Source organism: uncultured Campylobacter sp., from assembly GCF_937890585.1.
In the GTDB taxonomy this organism is placed as follows: Bacteria; Campylobacterota; Campylobacteria; order Campylobacterales; family Campylobacteraceae; genus Campylobacter_A.
Genome location: NZ_CALACG010000333.1, coordinates 1 through 17,649, shown reverse-complemented (window position 1 = coordinate 17,649; position 17,649 = coordinate 1). Strand labels below are relative to the sequence as shown.

The window sequence follows — 17,649 nt, the reverse complement described above, 5'->3', positions numbered from 1 at the left end:
TTCAAGGGGCATGCTCCAGTGCTTCGCACTACATTCAGTTAAAAACTCAGGCAAATTTTAAAAATTTCATGAACGAGTAATTTCGGCTCTAAAATTTGAGCTAAGCTATAAGCGAAGCCAAATTTTAGTAGTCAACTCTTGCGAGTGAATGGAATTTTAAAAATTTGCAAAGCAATATAAACAAATTTAAATGTTTGCTTCTTTGTTAAGAGATAATAGGTTTAAATTAAAAATCCTCTTAGCTCATATAAGATTAGAAGTGCAGATAGTGCTAACACACTACCTGCTTTTTATTGGATTTTCTAATAAATTATTTTATTAAATTTATCTCAAACGATATCTTCGAAAACTTCAAATTTATCTTGATTTACTAGCATATTTAGTAAAACGCCGTAGTTGTCTTTGATCTCGTCTTGTAGCTTTGTAGTAAGCTCTTTAGCGTCTTTGCCGTCTCTTGGGTAGCTCACTACAAGATCGACTGGCTCAGCGTTTAAAAACTCTTGTATGCCAGTTAGTAGCTCGCTAGCGCCTCTCTCGTTTGTGCCGTGAAGCACGACTACATAGTGCTCATTTTCTCTTATAACGACGTCAGTTTGTCTTAAAATTTTCTCAAAAATTTCGCCGTACTCTTTGCTGTTTGGTAAAGAAAAATATATCAAAGATAAATTTTTCGCATAGTCCTTTACGTTTTTGTAGCGTTTGATTATTGCTATCTCAAGATCGATTATTGATAAAAGATCAACTGCTGAGAAGATTTTTGCCGCCATTTTTCACTCCATTATTATTTTTTAAGTTGCTATTATATCTTGTAAATTCTCAAAAGCAAAGACATTCATTCCATTTTTGTATTCATAGCCAAATTTTAGTCCATGAGCCTCAAGGATGTTGCTAACTATATATAAACCTAGACCAAAGCTCTTTTGCGCATCCTCGCCCTTGATAAATGGCTGGATGTAAAAGTCAAGGTCGTTTTTTAGCTTCTCGCCTTGGGTTATAAATTTCATATGATCCTTGCTAACCATGATATTTACGTGCTTATCGGTTGAATACTTTATGCCATTATCTATCATATTTTTTATAGCGACTGAAAATAGCTTAAAATCAACCATCACTCTAACCTCGTCAAGCTCGCTGATACCAACGTGCTCTTTCTCGATCATCGCTATATCTATCGCCTCGTCGATAAGGTCTCTCATAAGACAAGGCGTCTTGTTTGTTAGGCCTATTTTTGAGGTTATCTGCTCGATCGCAGCAAGCTCGTTTATCAAATTTTCAAGCTTATGAAAAACTGAGATGAGCCTCTCTTGATTTTTGCTTTTTTCTATCATTTGAGCAGCGATGAGACCTTTTGTGATAGGCGTTTTTAGCTCGTGCATGATATTTCTTAAGAAAAGATGTCTTGAGTCATTTAACGCCTTGATCTGGCAAACTGCACCATAAAATGCCTCTGAAACTTCAGAAATTTCATCCTTGCCGTTGCCGACATTTTGCACGCCATCAAGCTCACCATTTGCAAATTTAACGATCTGGCGCTTTAGCTTTCTAAGCGGCTTTATCTTATAGATGACAAATATATAAGCAGCGAGTAAAATAACCGCAACTACGGCAAATACAGCCTTTATCACCTCATATCTATACGGCTGAAATTCCTTATCCATGAGCAGCTTTAGCTCGTCTAAATGCTCGATCCTTAGGTAGTGGTGCTTATCGTAAAGCAAGATCGCGCTTGATCCAAGGTCACTTGAAATTTCCTCCAAAACGGTCGCTTTTCTTAAAATTTCATCCTTGCGGCTTTGGCTCGTGATCTCTGGCATATCGATGTTTGAGAGCTGGCGGTCGTACTGGGCTTTATTTATGATACCGCCCATGTAAAATAAATTTGTCCTTGCGACGTTTGAGTATTTGTTATTTAGCTCTCTTGTGTAGTTTTGCTTATCAAAGCCCATAAGCCACAAAAACGCTAGAAATATCGAAACTAGAGCGAGACCAAAGATAAATGTAATAGCAATAAATATGGACGATCTTGGCATCAAAGAACCAACTTATAGCCGATACCGCGGATCGCGTGGATGTATTTTGGCTCTTTTGGATTTTCATTTAGTTTTTGGCGAATTCTGCCGATGATGACGTCGATACTTTTGTTTGAGCTATCTTCATTTATGCTCTCGCAGTTGTAGATGAGCTCCTCTCTAGTGACCGCTCCGCCCTCTTTTAAAAGCAGATATTTTAAGATGTCATACTCTGCTGCGGTTAAATTTAGCACACTGCCTTTAAATAAAATTTCACGCTCAAAGTCTTTTAGTACCAAGTCTTTGTTTAAATTTCTTGTGTCATTTGCAGGGGCGATGCTCTGCCTTCTTAGATGACTTTTGATGCGAGCAAGAAGCTCTTGTGGGTCATAAGGCTTTGGCAAATAGTCATCCGCACCGTTATCTAGGGCATTTACCTTGTCCGTTATATCGTGTCTTGCGCTTGAGATGATGATAGGGATGTTGTGTTTTTTTCTTATCTCTTTGCAAACCTCCAGCCCGTCCATGCCAGGGAGAGTGAGGTCAAGTATCACTAGGTCAAATTCGCTCGTATTTAAGGTAGATAGTCCGATATATGGCTCTTCAGCCGTCGTCACTTTGATATCGTAGTTTTCTAGGTATTCAGTTAAAATTTCAGCAAGCTCCATATCATCTTCTATCATTAAAATTCTAGTCATGATCTTTCCTGTTGTAAATTTAATTTTCAAGGATTATAGCAGATTAAGGTTTTAAAAATTTAAAAGAGTAAAGAGCTGAAATTTCAGCTCTTAAGTGGTTATTTTATAACAAGGCCTTGCATGATGCCACCGCGGTTTACCCATACTAGCGTCTTTTTGCCTTTTGCATTTTTGACCGTATTTGAAAATGTCTGAAGGTCTTTTATGCTCTCTTCGCCAACTTGTACGATCACGTCGCCTCTTTCAAAGCCAAATTCTTCAGCCATAGAGCCGCTTTTTACGTCAGTTACAAGCACGCCTTGGGTGTCTGGACTGACCTTATACTTAAATCTTATCTCATCGCTTAGATTGCTAACGCTAAGACCATCTATGATGACACTTTTTGAGGCTGTTTTTGCATTGTGGTCCATATTTACAAGCTTGATTTTAGCGTTCATTATCTTGTTTGATCTCTCAAAAGTAATATCAAGAGTGCTGTTTGGAGAGGTCGAGCCTATGAAATTTTTAAGATCATTTGCGTTTTTGATAGCTTTGCCATTTGCCGAAATGACCAAGTCGCCTCTTTTTAGCCCAGCCTCATCTGCTGGCATGCCCTGCTCTACGCCGCTTATTAGCGCGCCCTCTTTATTTGTATAAAGCTCTTTTTGCTCATCAGTTAAATTTGCTATCGTAACGCCGATAAAACCACGCTCGATCTTACCGTCAGTTATCAGCTTTTTAGCGATATCTTTTACCATATTTGATGGTATGGCAAAGCCAATGCCGTTGTTGCCACCACTTCTTGAAAGTATGGCTGAGTTTATACCAACTAAATAGCCCCTGCTATCAACCAAAGCGCCACCTGAATTGCCAGGGTTTATCGAAGCGTCTGTTTGGATGAAATTTTCATATTGATTAAGGCCGATGTTGTCTTTGTTTAGCCCTGAGACGATGCCCTGAGTGATACTTTCGCCCACGCCAAATGGATTGCCTATTGCAAATACTACGTCCGCGTCAAGCAGCTTTGATGAGTCGGCAAATGTTATCGCATTTAGCCCGTTTGCATCTATCTTTATAACGGCTAGATCGGTCTTTGGATCGCTGCCTATTAGCTTCGCTTTATACTCCTTGCCACCCTTTGCCAAGGTCACAACGATCTGGTCGCTATCTTCGATGACGTGGTTGTTTGTAACGATGTAGCCGTCATTTGAGATGATGACACCAGAGCCAAGAGAGGTTGTCTTTTCTTTCTCTTTTGGTTTTGCAAAGTTAAATCCAAAAAATTCATTAAAAAACGGATCATTAAACATCTGCTCGATACCTGCGTTGCTTACTGTTTTTGTAGTTGAGATATTTACAACTGAAAGTTTTGCCTGAGCGATAGAGTCATAGTATGAGAGCACGCTATTTTTGTCACTTAGCGGTGAAACTCTCGTGATATCAGAATTTGCTTCGTTAAATTTAATATCAGCTCCCATTAGCAAAGAAGCTGTTGCTAATGAAATTAGCATAATTTTTTTCATTATGTTCCTTTAAAATAAAAATGTACGAGAATTATAAATGCGCCAAAGAAATAAAATCTTAACGCTTTTTCTTCATAGTAAATAAAAATAAACTTGACTTGCATAGACTAAAGTTTTGTGATATAATCCGTGTCAAAAAACATAAGGAGAATTTATGAGCGAAAGCTTATATGAAACTTTAGGAGTTTCAAAAGGCGCATCAAGCGACGAGATAAAAAAAGCTTATAGAAAACTTGCTAGAAAGTACCACCCAGACATCAACAAAGACCCTGGAGCAGAGGATAAATTTAAAGAGATAAACGCTGCTTATGAAATTTTAAGTGACGAGAAAAAACGTGCTCAGTATGATCAGTATGGCGATAATATGTTTGGCGGTCAAAATTTCCACGACTTTGCCAGAGGCTCGGCCGATATGGGCGATCTAAACGATATCTTGAAAAATATCTTCTCAGGTGGATTTGGTGGAGGTGGCGCTAAATTTAGCGGTGGCTTTGGTGGAGGTTTTGAAGGATTTGAAGGTTTTGGCGGAGGCGGATTTGGTTTTGACGGAGCTGATCTAGACGTAAATGCCAAAATTTCTATACCATTTGACGTGGCTGTAACTGGCGGCGAACACAAGATAAATTTTAATGGCGAAAGCATCAAGATAAAGATCCCAAGCGGCATAGAGGGCGGCGAAAAACTTCGCATAAAAGGCAAAGGCAAGAGTGCTGGCAGTCAAACTGGAGATCTCATACTTGCCATTAGCGTTGAGCCAAGCGACGAATATGAAAGAGTCGGCGATGATCTATACAAAGATGTAGAAATTCCACTAAAAACTATGCTCTTTGGCGGCAAGATAAATGTGCATACATATAAAAAAGATGTAACCATCAAGATCGCTGAGAACTCAAAAACAGGCACGAAGATCCGTCTAAAAGGATACGGCGTGCAAAACAGAAAGAGCGGAATTTATGGCGATCTTTACTTAAAAGCCAGAGTAAAACTTCCAAATATCAGTGAGCTTGACGAGGGCTTAGTCAAAGAGTTAAAAGAAAAATTACCGGAGTAAAAAATGCAAAATTATGAAGAACCACTTTTTTTAATAAGCGTTGTAGCAAAGGTTTTAAGCATACATCCACAAACTTTAAGGCAGTACGAGAGAGAGGGCCTAGTTGAACCCTCAAGAACAGATGGCAAGATGAGGCTCTACTCACAAAAAGACGTTGATCGCGTCAAAACGATACTAAATTTAACCCGTGAGCTTGGTGTAAATTTAGCAGGTGTTGATGTGATACTTCAGCTAAAAGAGAAAATTGACGATTTAGAAGCAACTATTGATGAGTTAAATAAAAAATTACACGAATCTACCAGTCAAACTAGCACCAAAAGATCGCTAGTAAAGAGAAAAAGTAGCTTTGATCTTGTATTTTACGAAGGCAAAAAATAATATATGGAACAAATTTTAGAAGGCTTCTTGCTTGTCGCTGCTATCTCAGTCGCGCTAAATGTCATTTTTAAGAAATTTCAGATACCAACCATCATCGGCTACATCGTAACAGGCACGCTTATATCTGAGTTTTTCAACCTAAAAAGCAACGATGAAATTTCTCATATAGCTGAGTTTGGTATCGCATTTTTGATGTTTACGATCGGACTTGAGTTTAGCTTTAAACACCTGATGAGCATGAAAAAAGAGGTCTTTCTAAATGGCGGTCTGCAAGTTTGCTTAAGTGGCTTTGTGATGGGCGTGATGCTTTACTACGCGCTTCATCTAAAGGACGAGACAGCACTTATCGCTGGTCTTGCCTTTGCTCTATCTTCAACTGCGATCGTGCTAAAAACGCTAAATGACAATGGCGATGTAAGTAAAATTTATGGTAGAAAGGCGCTTGGAATTTTACTATTTCAAGACATAGCCGTCATCCCTATTTTGCTTATGATAGATATGTTTAGCTCGCAAGATGCCTCGATAAATGAGCTTTTACTAAAGACTTTTACGAGTGCGGGTATCCTTATCGTTGTGCTATTTTTGCTCGGCAAATACGTCATCAACTGGATATTTTACAAAGTCGTTCAGACAAACTCTCAAGAGGTCTTTATCGCAACGATCCTCTTTTTAGTCGTTGGTGCTAGCACGCTAGCTCACTTCTTTGGCTTTTCATACTCTCTTGGTGCATTTTTAGCTGGCATGATGATGGCAGAGACGCAGTATAAGCACCAGATCGAGGTCGATCTCATACCTTTTAGAGATCTACTTCTTGGACTATTTTTCATAACCGTTGGCATGCAGATAAATTTTGTAGTCGTGCTCTCAAATATCTGGCTAGTTCTAGGTCTAGTCTTTAGCATAATGGTCGTAAAAGCTATCGTCGTTTTTGCCGTTTTAAATATCTACTTAAAACGCAGAGTCGCTGCTAAAACCGCACTTAGCGTCTGTCAGATCGGCGAATTTGCACTGGCTGTCTTTGGGCTGATGACTACTAGAAATTTACTAGATGTCCAAACTGCTCAAATTTTCATCGCAGCCTCTGTTATATCGATGTTTGCAACACCTTTTATACTTAAAAAGCTTGACGTCTTAGCTGATCTCGTCGAGCGAGAAATAGTGATCGAGTCAAACGAGACCTTAAAGCCACAAAAACTAAAAAATCACATCGTGGTCTTTGGCTATGATAGGCTCGGTCAAGAGGTGGTTTTAAGGCTAAAAGAGACAAAGCTTTTATACATCGTGCTTGATAATGATATCAGCCTAGTTGAGCTTGGTAGGAGTCGCGGGGAAAATTTATTTTTAGGAAACGTGCTGCAAAGCGACACTCTTGAAAATGCCTGCCTAAACGACGCAGCAGCCGTTATCATAACAGTTAGCAACGAGCAAAGAGTTGAGCTGATCGCACAAAAGATCAAAGACTACGGAGCAAATATCCAAACGATCATCAAAGCAAATGGCGAGGGCAACAAAGATATCTTTGGCGAGCTAGGTGCAAATTTTCACCTAATAAGCGAAGAGCGCGTCATGGCAAAAACTCTTGTTCACGAAGCCCTTCAATGCAAGATCGACCACGACGTAAGAGCGTAGTAAATTTATACAAAAAACTATACATCGTAATTATTTATAAATACAATGTATAATATTATAATTGCAAAAAAGGATAAACAATGGCACAAATTTGCTTAAGAGTAGAAGATAACATTAAAAAATCAGCCGAAGCGATCTGCAAAGAGATGGGGCTCTCTATGTCGTCAGCTGTTAATATCTTTCTTACAAAGCTAGTTTCTGAAAGAGCTATCCCTTTTGAAGTTTCAGCTCCAGATCCATTTTATAAAGACGAAAACATAGCCTATCTTGAGAAAAAAATGAAAGACTTTAAAGAAGGAAAGCTAAATTTTAAAGAGCAGGAACTACTAAGCTAACAATGAGCAGAGATATAAAATGGGATTTTGACGCTTGGAAGGACTATCTATCTTGGCAAAATCAGGATAAAAACACCTTAAAAAGGATAAATGAACTCATAAAGGATACGACTAGAGATCCTTTTGATGGCATAGACAAGCCTGAAGCGCTAAAAAGGAATTTATCTGGTTTTTATAGCAGAAGGATAAACAGCGAACACCGCTTGGTTTACGCAGTAGATGAAACTACGATCTACATAATAGCCTGCAAGGGGCATTATAATTAATATTTTTGCTCCCAACATCTCTTCATAAGTCTTTTTAAAATATAACTTTATTATAATCACATTGTTTTATAAAATTTCAAAAGGATAAATTATGAGAAAAATGTTTTTGCTTGGTTTGACTGCATTATCTTTATTAGCATTTAATGCCAATGCAAGAGAGTATAAATGTACCGACAAAGATGTAATTATTGCTGGGCTAAAAGCTACACCATCAACCAAAGGTGCTTCTATACAATCACGTATGGAGGTTTTACACGGTTTTCGTCCTTGGAAAATAGAAAATATTGAACAAAGAGGTTTTACGCCAAAAACAATGATAGGTTGTATAGCTGATACATATGGCGGCTATATAACCTATGTTATTCACATTGACAAAGAAACTGGAAAAGCATTTGTGCTTCCACACCCTACTCAAAGTTATGCCAAATTTAAAAGAGTAACTAGCAAAAAAGATCACGGAGCATATATACCAGTAAATTAACTAGACGTTCTTTATCTTGCAAAAATTCTAATCAATACTATGTAGTTAGAATTTTTTAAGATAAAAATTTTTTATAAAGACGAATAATAGTTCAAATTTCATCTTTATAACAGCAAAATTTATTGCCTTAGATTTACAAATTTAAAAGCAAAGTATCAAATTTAAAGCCTAGTTTTTCTAGGCTTTTACTCATTTCTTAAAGTTTGAAGGACATTTACCTCTGTGGCTTTTTTTGCTGGATAGTAGGACGAGATAGCCACGATAAATACAGCTCCAACTACGATAAGCACAAGATCAATGGTTGAGAGTTCAAGTGGCAGTTTGCTTGAGCCATAGACGTCAGCTGGCAGGTCTATGATGTTGAAATTTCCAAGTAAAAATAGCCCCAAAAAGCCAAGTACTAAGCCAAATATAATGCCACCTCCGCCTATAACTAGACCTTGATAAAAAAAACTTCTTTTTATCTCACCTTTGCTAGCACCAAGCGCCAAAAGTAAGGCGATTTCTTGCCTGCGGTTCATCACGGTCATTAGTAGTGAGCTTATGATATTTAGCGACGCCACAAGGATAATTAACATCAAAACGATAAAAAGTGCTCTTTTTTCAAGTGCGAGTGCTGAGAAAAAGTTGCCATTTTGCTCCCACCAGCCAATGGCAACCGTGCCAGCTGGAAGCCCCTCGCGCACCCTTTTTATATCATCAAATGGCTTACTTGAAAAGATGTGAATGCCGTCATAAACGCCTTTTGGGTAGTCTAAAATTTTCCTCAAAGCATCAACCGAAGTATATGAAAATGCCTTGTCATAGGCGATTAACCCAGATGTAAATGAGCCGCCGATATCAAAGCGCTTCATCTTTGGCGTTAGCGAAAAGCCAGCAGGATCAGCCTTTGTAAAGATAAGCGTTAGTTTTTCATCATCTCTTAGTCTAAACTCGCTCGTTATGCCGCTTCCTACAAGTATCTCAAAGCCCTCTAGCTCTTTTTCTTTCAAAGCCTCATTTACAACTGAATTTATCTGCTTTTCATCTTTAAAATTTACGCCATAAATTAGCCCACCTTCAAGCGCATTTGCCGAGCGGTAAATGACCTGCGTGCTAATATATGGACTAAATTTAAGATCACTAAATTTGGCCTTTAGCTCATCTACAAAGCCATCATCAATAGAGCCTTTAAAGGCGCTTTGAACGGTTATAGGATAGTTCATCGTAAAAAGTTTGCGCTCAAATTCTTTATCAAATCCGTTCATGATCGCCATCGCAACTATTAAAACCATAAGTCCTATGCTAACACCAAGAAAGGCGAGTAAGGCGCTTAGAGCGATAAATGGCTGAGTTTTATCAAATCTTAAATATTTAAAAAGTAGGTACTTTGGTAAACTTGTCATCAAATAGCCTTTAAAAGATTAAGGCGCTTTGGCGCCTTAAAAGTAGAAATTTTAAGCAAATATGCCTTTTTTAGGGCCACTTTTGCCGTGGCAATCTTTATATTTTTTACCGCTTCCGCAAGGGCATGGAGCGTTTCTTGGTATCTTTTTTTCAGGCGTGAAATTTTCTTCTTCGCCTTGGTTATTATAGCTTAGGGGCTCATTTTCAGCATTTTGACTAGCTTCAAGCATCATCCTAGCTTGCTCTTCTTGCTCCTCGCGGCTCTTAAATCTAACAACTTGAAGCGTCTTAACGCTCTCAGTTTTTAGCCTACCAACTAGCTCCATAAAGAGGTTGTAGCTCTCTTTTTTATACTCCACTAATGGATCTTTTTGATTATATCCTCTTAGACCGATGCCAGTTTTTAGGATATCCATCTGATAAAGGTGCTCTCTCCACGCATTATCAAGCACTTGAAGGTATAAAATTTTCTCTATATCTTTTCTTTGCTCTTCATTTAGCACGCTCATTTTTTCATTATATCTAGCCTCTAAAATTTGAGCTATTTTTTCTACTAGTTCATTATACTCTAGCCCTTTTAGCTCGCTCTCGTCGATCTCTTCGCCACAATCTGCAAGGATAATAGAGCATAAATTTTTAATGTCATAGTCATCTTTTAAGCCGCCATGGAAAATTTCAGCCGTATCAAGTAAATTTGTAGCATATTCAACTCTATTTTGAGCTATTTTTTCGCTCATATCGTAGTTTTTATCAAGTAGTTCATCGCGGTATTTATAGATGGTCTTTCTTTGTTCATTTGCCACGTCATCATACTCAAGCAAGTGCTTTCTAGCCTCAAAGTGCAAGCTCTCGACTTTCTTTTGAGCATTTTCAACAGCTCTTGTCACCATGCGGCTCTCGATGCTTTCGCCCTCGTCGATACCAAGTCTATCCATGATCGCTTTTATGCGGTCGCTACCAAAAATCCTTAAAAGATTGTCCTCTAAGCTTAGATAAAATCTACTCATACCAGGGTCGCCCTGACGTCCAGCACGGCCACGGAGCTGATTATCTATCCTTCTGCTTTCGTGCCTTTCGGTGCCGATGATGTATAGACCACCAAGGTCTCTCACCTCGTCATTTATCCTGATATCAACACCACGTCCAGCCATGTTTGTAGCGATAGTCACAGCGCCTTTTACACCAGCTTGCGCGATGATCTCGGCCTCTTTTTCGTGATTTTTAGCATTTAGCACAGAGTGTGGGATGCCAGCTTTCTTAAGCATCTCGTGAAGCACCTCACTACGCTCGATACTTGCAGTTCCCACAAGTACTGGCTGACCTTTTTCGTGAGCCTTTTTGACTTCGTCGATGACCGCTTTAAATTTCTCGTTCTGAGTTTTATAGATAAGATCGTTTTGATCGATCCTCTTAACTGGCACGTTTGTTGGGATCGAGATAACTTCAAGATTATAAATTTGAGAAAACTCAGTAGCCTCTGTCTGAGCTGTACCAGTCATACCTGCAAGCTTTTTATACATCCTAAAGTAGTTTTGATATGTTGTATCGGCAAGAGTTTGGCTCTCTTCTTGAATTTTCACGCCCTCTTTTGCCTCAAGTGCTTGGTGAAGCCCCTCGCTAAAGCGCCTGCCCTCACTTAGACGTCCTGTAAATTCATCAACGATGACGACTTCGCCATCTTTTACGACATAATGAACGTCTTTTTCAAAGAGATTGTGTGCTTTTAGAGCTTGATCTAGGTGGTGGCTTAGCACGGCGTTTTCAAGGTTATATAAATTTTCAACTCCAAAGAGCTTTTCAGCCTTGCTTATGCCAGCCTCTGTGATCATTATCGTTCTATTTTTTTCATCTACTATGAAATCCCCCGTTGGCTTTGAACCTGGCACGTTTGGATCGGCTGGAGTGCCTCTGGTAAGCTGTTTTGCGACTTGATCAGCTCTTATGTAGCCATCAAGCGTGCGGTTTGTTGGACCAGAGATTATAAGTGGCGTTCTAGCCTCATCTATCAATATACTATCGACCTCATCCACGATAACGAAGTTGTGGCCTCTTTGCACCTTTTGACCAGCTTCAAATTTCATATTGTCACGAAGGTAGTCAAAGCCAAATTCTGAGTTTGTGCCGTATGTTATGTCGGCGTTATAGGCAGCTTGTCTTACTTCATCGTCGTATCCGCCACTTAGTATCACATCGACACTTAAGCCTAAAAAGTTATAAAGCTCGCCCATTTGCGTAGCGTCGCGCTTTGCGAGGTAGTCATTTACTGTTACTACATGCACGCCCTTGCCGCTCATCGCGTTTAAGATAACTGGCAAAGTCGCCACCAAGGTCTTACCCTCACCTGTCTTCATCTCAGCGATCCTGCCCTCGTTTAGCACCATGCCGCCTATTAGCTGCACGTCAAAATGGCGCATCTTAAGCACCCTTTTGCTGGCCTCTCTAACTAACGCAAAGACATCATTTAAAATTTGATCTAAAGTGACTTTTTCTTCGACGACTTGGGCTTTAAGCTCGTTAAATTTGATCTTAAGCTCATCATCGCTCATCTTCTCATAAGTTGGCTCTAGCGCATTTATCTGCGCCACGCGTTTTATATATTTTTTGACTTCTCTATCGTTTTTCGTGCCAAAAATCTTTCTAAATACCGATGAAATCATTATTTTACCTTCCTAAATTTTTAAACTTTGGATCTTAGCATAGTTTAACTATTTATTTAATTAAACTGGGCTAGAATACGCCAAAAAAGGATAAAAAATGAGAAAATTTTTGATAGCTTCTCTTGTTGCAGTTTGCTCATTTGGCGCTGGCTTAAATTTTAAAAGCCTGCAAAGTGACTTTACGCAAACTGTCTTTAGCGAGGGCAAAAGTGTAAATTATAAGGGTAGATTTTACGCTAAAAACGACAACACAGCACTTTGGACATATGAAAGTCCAACACCAAAGAGGATTTATTTCGACAAAGACAAAGTGGTCGTGATTGAAGATGAGCTTGAGCAAGCCATCATTTCAAGACTAGATGACACGCCAAATTTGACGCAGGTTTTGGCTCATGCAGAGCAAATTCAGCCGACACTTTATAAGGCGATATATGACGGAGTTGAGTATTTTATAACGATCAAAAATACGCTTCCAACGACGATTGATTATAAAGACAAGCTCTCAAATAAGATAAAAATCACTCTAAGCAACCCAGTAAAAGACGCGCTCATCCCAAAAGAGACGCTAACTCCAGTCATCCCACAAGGTTACGACATCGTAAATCAATAAATTTGGCTAGCTTTTAGCCAAATTTACTCACTTCTCTCCGAAGTCTTTTCCAAATTCTTGCACATTATTTAGATCGATCGGCTTTTGCACCACATCATTTGGGTCAGGTGCGACGATGATCTCATTGCCTTTTTTCTTCTTTTCTGGCTTTGTCATCACATCTTCATTTACGCTTGGATCAGAGCATAAATTTTGGCTTTTTATCGCTTTTATGATCTCGCTTAGCTCTAAATTATTTATCACTTTGATGTTTAAAATAAGCACGTCGTCGATATCAAGCGAGTGCTTTTTGGCTGCATATTTCATAAAGAGCTCTTTAAATTTCTCTTTTCCCATTGAGGTGAGGATGTCCTCCACGTAAAAGCTGCCAACAACGACATTTAGCGAGTCAAGCACGTATGCTTCGTTCTCCTCCACGTCACGTCCGACAACTTCAAGGTTCATGCTTATCTTTTTTGTTAAATTTTGTCCAGCTTTTGAGTAGATATCTGTTTGAAAGTCACTCACTTTTAGCACATCTGCAAATGCAAAAACGCCAAAAACAAGGCTTAAAAGTAGCTTTTTCATAAACTCTCCTTAATATGCAAAAATACGTTTTCTTGGTAAAATTTCTTAACTTCGTCGTCAATTTTAACCACTTTTCTTAAATGCTGCCTAAAATCACTTTTCTTATCATAAAAAAGTTTTAAATTTTTAGGATTTACCGCGCGAGAAAGTGCGACGTAGAGCTGTCCTTTGGCAAAGATGTGGTTTATGTTGCAAATGAGCGAATTTATACTCATGCCTTGAGACTTGTGGATAGTTAGCGCATAGGCTAGTTTAAATGGAAACTGATAAAGCGAAGCTTGCACGTTCTCTTCGATCTCATCTTCGTTTAAATTTAGCGCGCAAAAGTTATAAGCGCACTTTTCTATCTCACATATCTCGCCGCTATCTTTTTGCACGATCACACTTGAAATGGCGCCCTTTTCTTTTAAAATTTGCATGATCTTGCCCTGCTCGCCGTTGTAGTATTCGCCCCATTTATTTGAAGTAAAGATGATTTTTGCACCTATCTTCATCTCTAAATTTCGCGAGATATTTAGTGTGTTTGCCCACTTTTCAAACTCTTTTTTATCTAAATTTTCATCCATAACAAGCACGTCCGAGTTTGAAATTTCAAGCGGAGCATTAAGTGCGAGAAGCCTCTTTTGATTTAGCATCTCAGCCTCTGCATTTCTGCCAAATAGCACGCTTGTCTCGCTATCTGGCTCTATGACATCCACTCGCAGACTCTCGATGTAAGCTATCATCTCATCATCTAGCTCGCCAACTCTAAGACGAGAGAGAATTTCATAAAATTTAAGATCATTTGTGCGTTTTGAGACGAGCAGCTCGACATTTGTAAATTTCATATCCTCCCACGCACTGGAGTTAAAAGCGTATAAAAAGTTAAAAAGCTTGCTCTCATTTTGCTCTTTTTGCACCGGCGGGAGCTGATAAAAGTCGCCCACTATAAGCACCCTGCCTTTAAATTTAGAGGTAAGCAAGCGGTATCTTATCATCTCCATGACATTGGAGCTAACCATCGAAATTTCATCTATTACAAGCAGGTCGCAAGCATCTAGCATATTTCGTAGTTTGCTTAGCTTATCTTTTTGGCGGTAGTCAAGCCGTCTTAGCTCCTCGTAGTCCTTGCAGTAGCCAAATTTAAAAAAACTATGCAAGCTCACGCCACCAAGGCTAACAGCGCTTATGCCAGTTGAGCCAAGGATGACGACGTTTTTGAAATTTTCTTTGTAGTGTCTGATGATGGAGGCGGTTAGATAGCTCTTGCCAACACCGCCGCCACCTGTTAAAAAGACGTTTGAGCGAGATAAAATTTCTAAAATTTGATCTTTCATCTACTCAAACATCTCTGGGCGATACTCAAAATGCATCGTATCAAAGTGCTTCCAGCGTCCGCCCCAGATAAATTTATGCTTTTCAAATACTCGCACGATCTTTTCAGGGATCAAATTCTCATAGCCCTTGCTCCACTGCCAGTAGTGGCTCTTTTTTACATTTATATCGATCGCGATGCCGTAGCTGTGAGCGCTTAGGCGGTTTGTGCCAGCGATGATGCGCCACTTAAATGTCCCGCCTGGATCTTTTAGATACTCAAGTAAATTTGGATCGCTCTTTACCATCTCATTTAGCTCGTTGCTCACATCTTGCAAGGCAGCTGCGGCGCCATTTTTAGAGTTAAATTTTAAAGGCAAATTTAAAAAATCTTTTAGCCAGATGACATCAACTAAATTTGCTTTTACCGCGCTCTCACTTGAGCCATAAATTTTGCCTAAAAGCTCGTAGTTTCTGCACCTACCAGCATCACTTAGAGCAGTGCTAAGCGGCGAAAATGCAGCGTAATCAAGTGCGTTCATATCCTCTATGTCAGCCCCAGTGCTGCACTCTTCATCTTTTTGTTTAAAATCATCATAGACTAAACTCGTGCCATCACTAAATTTAACCAAATTTTCTTCGATCTTTACGCCATAAGCTCTTTGCAAAGCTGAGATCTTTCTAGCCTTATCCAGCATCCCTTGCTCAGGCCTCATTACATTTATAGAATCAACCTTTGAGATAAGTAAATTTGCACTTTGTATGTCGCTCCTGTTTTGACCGATATTTAGCGTAGTTATGGCAGTCGCTCCTATCAGCGCTCTGCCGTTGTTTGCAGTCTTTAGCCCCCAAGCATCATGCACGACGTAGATATCATCGCCCTTATATCCAGCGTAGAGCATGATATGACCTGGCAGATGCACGAGAGTGAGATATGGCACGCCCTTTTCTTTTATCTCTTTGCTCTTTGCAGCGTTACTAAGACCTTTTAGATCGATCTTTTCGCCCATATTTGCCTGCGCCCTTGAGTTTCTAGGTAGCCAGACGCCAAAGCTTGCTAACAAGTCTTTTGTAAAAAGCGAGCAGTCTCTTAGCTTATCCACCCCGCCCCAGCCATAAGGCTGAGCAAGAAGCGAGCCAAGAATTGTCTTTAAATTTGAGTCATTAAATTTAAGTGGAAAAAGGGCGCTAAAAGACTTTGGGAGGACAAACTCCCTAAGCATATTTCTTACATAAATTTTGCCGTAGTAGTTTTTGTCATCTTGCGCCAAAACTGGCAGTATTGCGCCGACACGCGAGTAAAATAAAAAGTTTCCACCCTTGTCATAAATTGGCATCTTGTCAGTTTTTATCGTGGCAAAGCTTGATTTTTGATAGGCAAGCGCCTCTTCATCGCTTATAAATTTGATATCTTCAACCTTCACCCAGCCCCAAACCGCATCATCGCTCACAAACGCCCATGCCCTATCCTTTGAGAGGTGCGAGACAAAGAGCGGATGAGCGATGCTTAGGGTTGATTCTTGCAAATAATCAAACGGATAGCCCTCACCTGGGGTTTGCGGGTTTAAAAATATCGGCTCGTCGGTTGGAAAATTTCTTACAGCTGTGTTTGCTGAAGTTAGAGCGTAAGCTGAAATTTGCAAAAAGCCAGCGAAATTTGCATTGTCCTTTTGCGCGTCAAACCAGCTTTGAGGTATCTGCCTAAAATTTGAGCCAAAATACTTTCTTTTTTCGCTTGGTTTATATACATTAAACGCCCAAAAAGCGTCATTTGGGTTAAATTTCACGCCTCTTAAAGTAAAAACTTTAAATCTTCTTTTTAAAATTTCATCTTGAGCAAAGCTTGCACTTTGCATATTTTGAGGTAGTGACGATGCGTCTTGTTTTACTTCAAATTCAAGCAAGCTGATGCGTTCATTTGGCTTATAGACATTTTCGTCTGGCAGGGCATTTTGCTGCTTGTTTGGCTCTGGTTTTGTTGTCTGCGAACAACCCAAAAACAAAGCAACACTCAGTGCTAAAAATATACCTTTTTTCAAATTTCTTCCTTATCCTTAAATATAGCTTCGACGATCAAAACAAAGATATAAAACATCTTTTCATCGTTGTTTTTGCAAATTTGCTTCATCGTCTCGTTTTGATCCCTGACTTTTATATCGTTTGATCTTAAAATTTCTGCAACATCTGAGCCAAATTTCTTTGAAATTTCCCCAACTTTGACATCATTTAGCGCGTTTAAAAACCTAGTTGTATTGCAGTCCATCTGCACGGGCTTATGCTTTAAGATATTTTTAAACTCAAGGCTTAGCTTTTTTAGCTTTTTCTTTTTGACGTAGCTGTGAATGATAGTTAAAACAATCAAGCTAAAGCCAAAGAAAATGTGCAAATTTAGCGAATTTTCGCTCATCTCTCCCTTTAAAAAGAGCACGCCACTCGCAAAAAGCCCCACCACGCAGACAAAAAGTAGCAGCAAGATGATGTATTTAAAGACGACCTCGAGCCAGACGTTATCTTTTAGCCTCTCAAACATCAAGCTGCCCTATCTCATCTTCGCTAAAAACTAAAATTTCATTTTCTTTTAGCAGTTTTGCCGCCACGCCGTCGCCTAAAATGAGCTTTTTAGTGAAGCTTCCATCATAAATTTGTCCGCTCCCACAGCTTGGGCTTCTAGCTTTTAAAATAGCCTTTTTACAGCCATTTAGCTTAGCTATCTTTAGGCAAATTTTAGCTCCATTGATGAAATTTTCACTCACATCTTTGGAGTTTTTTGTGACAACTAGCCCATTT

General features: G+C 39.3%; 18 protein-coding genes. 7 read left to right on the top strand and 11 right to left on the bottom strand.

All coding sequences use genetic code 11. The features are described 5' to 3' along the window. Window positions 1-329: 329 nt before the first annotated feature. The 4 genes from Q0296_RS10090 to Q0296_RS10075 form a co-directional block, all read right to left on the bottom strand. Window positions 330-767: a pyridoxal-5'-phosphate-dependent protein gene (locus Q0296_RS10090; RefSeq protein ID WP_298040202.1), complete on the bottom strand. Its 438-nt coding sequence runs from the start codon at window positions 765-767 to the stop codon at window positions 330-332. Window positions 768-788: 21 nt separating this feature from the next. Beyond that, entirely contained in the window at window positions 789-2,030 is a 1,242-nt protein-coding gene (locus Q0296_RS10085) for an ArsS family sensor histidine kinase (protein ID WP_298040200.1), read from the bottom strand. Next, complete coding sequence (locus Q0296_RS10080) at window positions 2,030-2,707, bottom strand: response regulator transcription factor (RefSeq protein ID WP_298040198.1); 678 nt, start codon at window positions 2,705-2,707, stop codon at window positions 2,030-2,032. Before Q0296_RS10080 ends, Q0296_RS10085 begins: the two co-directional genes overlap by 1 nt. Before the next feature lie 98 nt (window positions 2,708-2,805). Then, entirely contained in the window at window positions 2,806-4,209 is a 1,404-nt protein-coding gene (locus tag Q0296_RS10075) for a Do family serine endopeptidase (RefSeq protein ID WP_298040197.1), read from the bottom strand. A 154-nt stretch (window positions 4,210-4,363) separates the two neighbouring features. Between Q0296_RS10075 and Q0296_RS10070 the strand changes: the two genes are divergently transcribed. The 6 genes from Q0296_RS10070 (at window position 4,364) to Q0296_RS10045 (ending at window position 8,349) form a co-directional block, all read left to right on the top strand. Next, window positions 4,364-5,260: a DnaJ C-terminal domain-containing protein gene (locus tag Q0296_RS10070; protein WP_298040195.1), complete on the top strand. Its 897-nt coding sequence runs from the start codon at window positions 4,364-4,366 to the stop codon at window positions 5,258-5,260. A gap of 3 nt (window positions 5,261-5,263) precedes the next feature. After that, complete coding sequence (locus Q0296_RS10065; protein ID WP_298040193.1) at window positions 5,264-5,638, top strand: helix-turn-helix transcriptional regulator; 375 nt, start codon at window positions 5,264-5,266, stop codon at window positions 5,636-5,638. A 3-nt stretch (window positions 5,639-5,641) separates the two neighbouring features. After that, window positions 5,642-7,267, top strand: a complete 1,626-nt coding sequence (locus Q0296_RS10060) for a cation:proton antiporter (RefSeq protein ID WP_298040191.1) — start codon at window positions 5,642-5,644, stop codon at window positions 7,265-7,267. Window positions 7,268-7,347: 80 nt separating this feature from the next. Continuing rightward, window positions 7,348-7,602 (top strand): type II toxin-antitoxin system RelB/DinJ family antitoxin, encoded by a 255-nt coding sequence (locus tag Q0296_RS10055; protein WP_087583131.1) that lies wholly within the window; start codon window positions 7,348-7,350, stop codon window positions 7,600-7,602. A gap of 2 nt (window positions 7,603-7,604) precedes the next feature. Continuing rightward, window positions 7,605-7,868: a Txe/YoeB family addiction module toxin gene (locus Q0296_RS10050; RefSeq protein WP_298040188.1), complete on the top strand. Its 264-nt coding sequence runs from the start codon at window positions 7,605-7,607 to the stop codon at window positions 7,866-7,868. Window positions 7,869-7,959: 91 nt separating this feature from the next. Then, on the top strand, window positions 7,960-8,349 hold the full coding sequence (locus Q0296_RS10045) for a hypothetical protein (protein WP_298040186.1): 390 nt from the start codon (window positions 7,960-7,962) through the stop codon (window positions 8,347-8,349). A 185-nt stretch (window positions 8,350-8,534) separates the two neighbouring features. Here the strand turns inward: Q0296_RS10045 and Q0296_RS10040 are convergent, their stop codons facing one another. Together Q0296_RS10040 and secA are read right to left on the bottom strand one after the other, a co-directional pair. After that, the gene (locus Q0296_RS10040) at window positions 8,535-9,734 is read right to left on the bottom strand and encodes an ABC transporter permease (RefSeq protein ID WP_194173509.1); all 1,200 of its coding nucleotides are present in this window, start codon (window positions 9,732-9,734) and stop codon (window positions 8,535-8,537) included. Window positions 9,735-9,785: 51 nt separating this feature from the next. Further along, complete coding sequence (gene secA / locus Q0296_RS10035; protein ID WP_298040179.1) at window positions 9,786-12,392, bottom strand: preprotein translocase subunit SecA; 2,607 nt, start codon at window positions 12,390-12,392, stop codon at window positions 9,786-9,788. A gap of 97 nt (window positions 12,393-12,489) precedes the next feature. On the opposite strand from secA, the gene lolA reads away from it, so the two are divergent. After that, window positions 12,490-13,002, top strand: a complete 513-nt coding sequence (gene lolA, locus Q0296_RS10030) for a LolA-like outer membrane lipoprotein chaperone (protein WP_298040177.1) — start codon at window positions 12,490-12,492, stop codon at window positions 13,000-13,002. Between the two features lie 27 nt (window positions 13,003-13,029). Here lolA and Q0296_RS10025 read toward each other — a convergent pair whose 3' ends face one another. The 5 genes from Q0296_RS10025 to Q0296_RS10005 form a co-directional block, all read right to left on the bottom strand. Beyond that, window positions 13,030-13,569: a hypothetical protein gene (locus Q0296_RS10025; RefSeq protein WP_103611048.1), complete on the bottom strand. Its 540-nt coding sequence runs from the start codon at window positions 13,567-13,569 to the stop codon at window positions 13,030-13,032. Further along, a complete protein-coding gene (locus Q0296_RS10020) occupies window positions 13,566-14,885 on the bottom strand; it encodes an AAA family ATPase (RefSeq protein WP_298040172.1) in 1,320 nt (439 codons plus the stop codon). Before Q0296_RS10020 ends, Q0296_RS10025 begins: the two co-directional genes overlap by 4 nt. Next, complete coding sequence (locus Q0296_RS10015) at window positions 14,886-16,901, bottom strand: SH3 domain-containing protein (protein ID WP_298040169.1); 2,016 nt, start codon at window positions 16,899-16,901, stop codon at window positions 14,886-14,888. Continuing rightward, window positions 16,898-17,392: a chemotaxis protein gene (locus Q0296_RS10010; protein WP_298040166.1), complete on the bottom strand. Its 495-nt coding sequence runs from the start codon at window positions 17,390-17,392 to the stop codon at window positions 16,898-16,900. The genes Q0296_RS10015 and Q0296_RS10010 overlap by 4 nt, the downstream gene beginning before the upstream one ends. Next, window positions 17,385-17,649, bottom strand: a 265-nt coding sequence (locus Q0296_RS10005; protein WP_298040164.1) for a DUF523 domain-containing protein, incomplete at its 5' end; no start/stop codon positions are given. The genes Q0296_RS10010 and Q0296_RS10005, both read right to left, overlap by 8 nt.

What these genes read in the sequence shown, in the direction of transcription:
- Q0296_RS10090 (WP_298040202.1), bottom strand. Translation starts at nt 767, where the DNA reads ATGGCGGCAAAAATCTTCTCAGCAGTTGATCTTTTATCAATAATCGAT.
- Q0296_RS10085 (WP_298040200.1), bottom strand. Translation starts at nt 2,030, where the DNA reads ATGCCAAGATCGTCCATATTTATTGCTATTACATTTATCTTTGGTCTC.
- Q0296_RS10080 (WP_298040198.1), bottom strand. Translation starts at nt 2,707, where the DNA reads ATGACTAGAATTTTAATGATAGAAGATGATATGGAGCTTGCTGAAATT.
- Q0296_RS10075 (WP_298040197.1), bottom strand. Translation starts at nt 4,209, where the DNA reads ATGAAAAAAATTATGCTAATTTCATTAGCAACAGCTTCTTTGCTAATG.
- Q0296_RS10070 (WP_298040195.1), top strand. Translation starts at nt 4,364, where the DNA reads ATGAGCGAAAGCTTATATGAAACTTTAGGAGTTTCAAAAGGCGCATCA.
- Q0296_RS10065 (WP_298040193.1), top strand. Translation starts at nt 5,264, where the DNA reads ATGCAAAATTATGAAGAACCACTTTTTTTAATAAGCGTTGTAGCAAAG.
- Q0296_RS10060 (WP_298040191.1), top strand. Translation starts at nt 5,642, where the DNA reads ATGGAACAAATTTTAGAAGGCTTCTTGCTTGTCGCTGCTATCTCAGTC.
- Q0296_RS10055 (WP_087583131.1), top strand. Translation starts at nt 7,348, where the DNA reads ATGGCACAAATTTGCTTAAGAGTAGAAGATAACATTAAAAAATCAGCC.
- Q0296_RS10050 (WP_298040188.1), top strand. Translation starts at nt 7,605, where the DNA reads ATGAGCAGAGATATAAAATGGGATTTTGACGCTTGGAAGGACTATCTA.
- Q0296_RS10045 (WP_298040186.1), top strand. Translation starts at nt 7,960, where the DNA reads ATGAGAAAAATGTTTTTGCTTGGTTTGACTGCATTATCTTTATTAGCA.
- Q0296_RS10040 (WP_194173509.1), bottom strand. Translation starts at nt 9,734, where the DNA reads ATGACAAGTTTACCAAAGTACCTACTTTTTAAATATTTAAGATTTGAT.
- secA (WP_298040179.1), bottom strand. Translation starts at nt 12,392, where the DNA reads ATGATTTCATCGGTATTTAGAAAGATTTTTGGCACGAAAAACGATAGA.
- lolA (WP_298040177.1), top strand. Translation starts at nt 12,490, where the DNA reads ATGAGAAAATTTTTGATAGCTTCTCTTGTTGCAGTTTGCTCATTTGGC.
- Q0296_RS10025 (WP_103611048.1), bottom strand. Translation starts at nt 13,569, where the DNA reads ATGAAAAAGCTACTTTTAAGCCTTGTTTTTGGCGTTTTTGCATTTGCA.
- Q0296_RS10020 (WP_298040172.1), bottom strand. Translation starts at nt 14,885, where the DNA reads ATGAAAGATCAAATTTTAGAAATTTTATCTCGCTCAAACGTCTTTTTA.
- Q0296_RS10010 (WP_298040166.1), bottom strand. Translation starts at nt 17,392, where the DNA reads ATGTTTGAGAGGCTAAAAGATAACGTCTGGCTCGAGGTCGTCTTTAAA.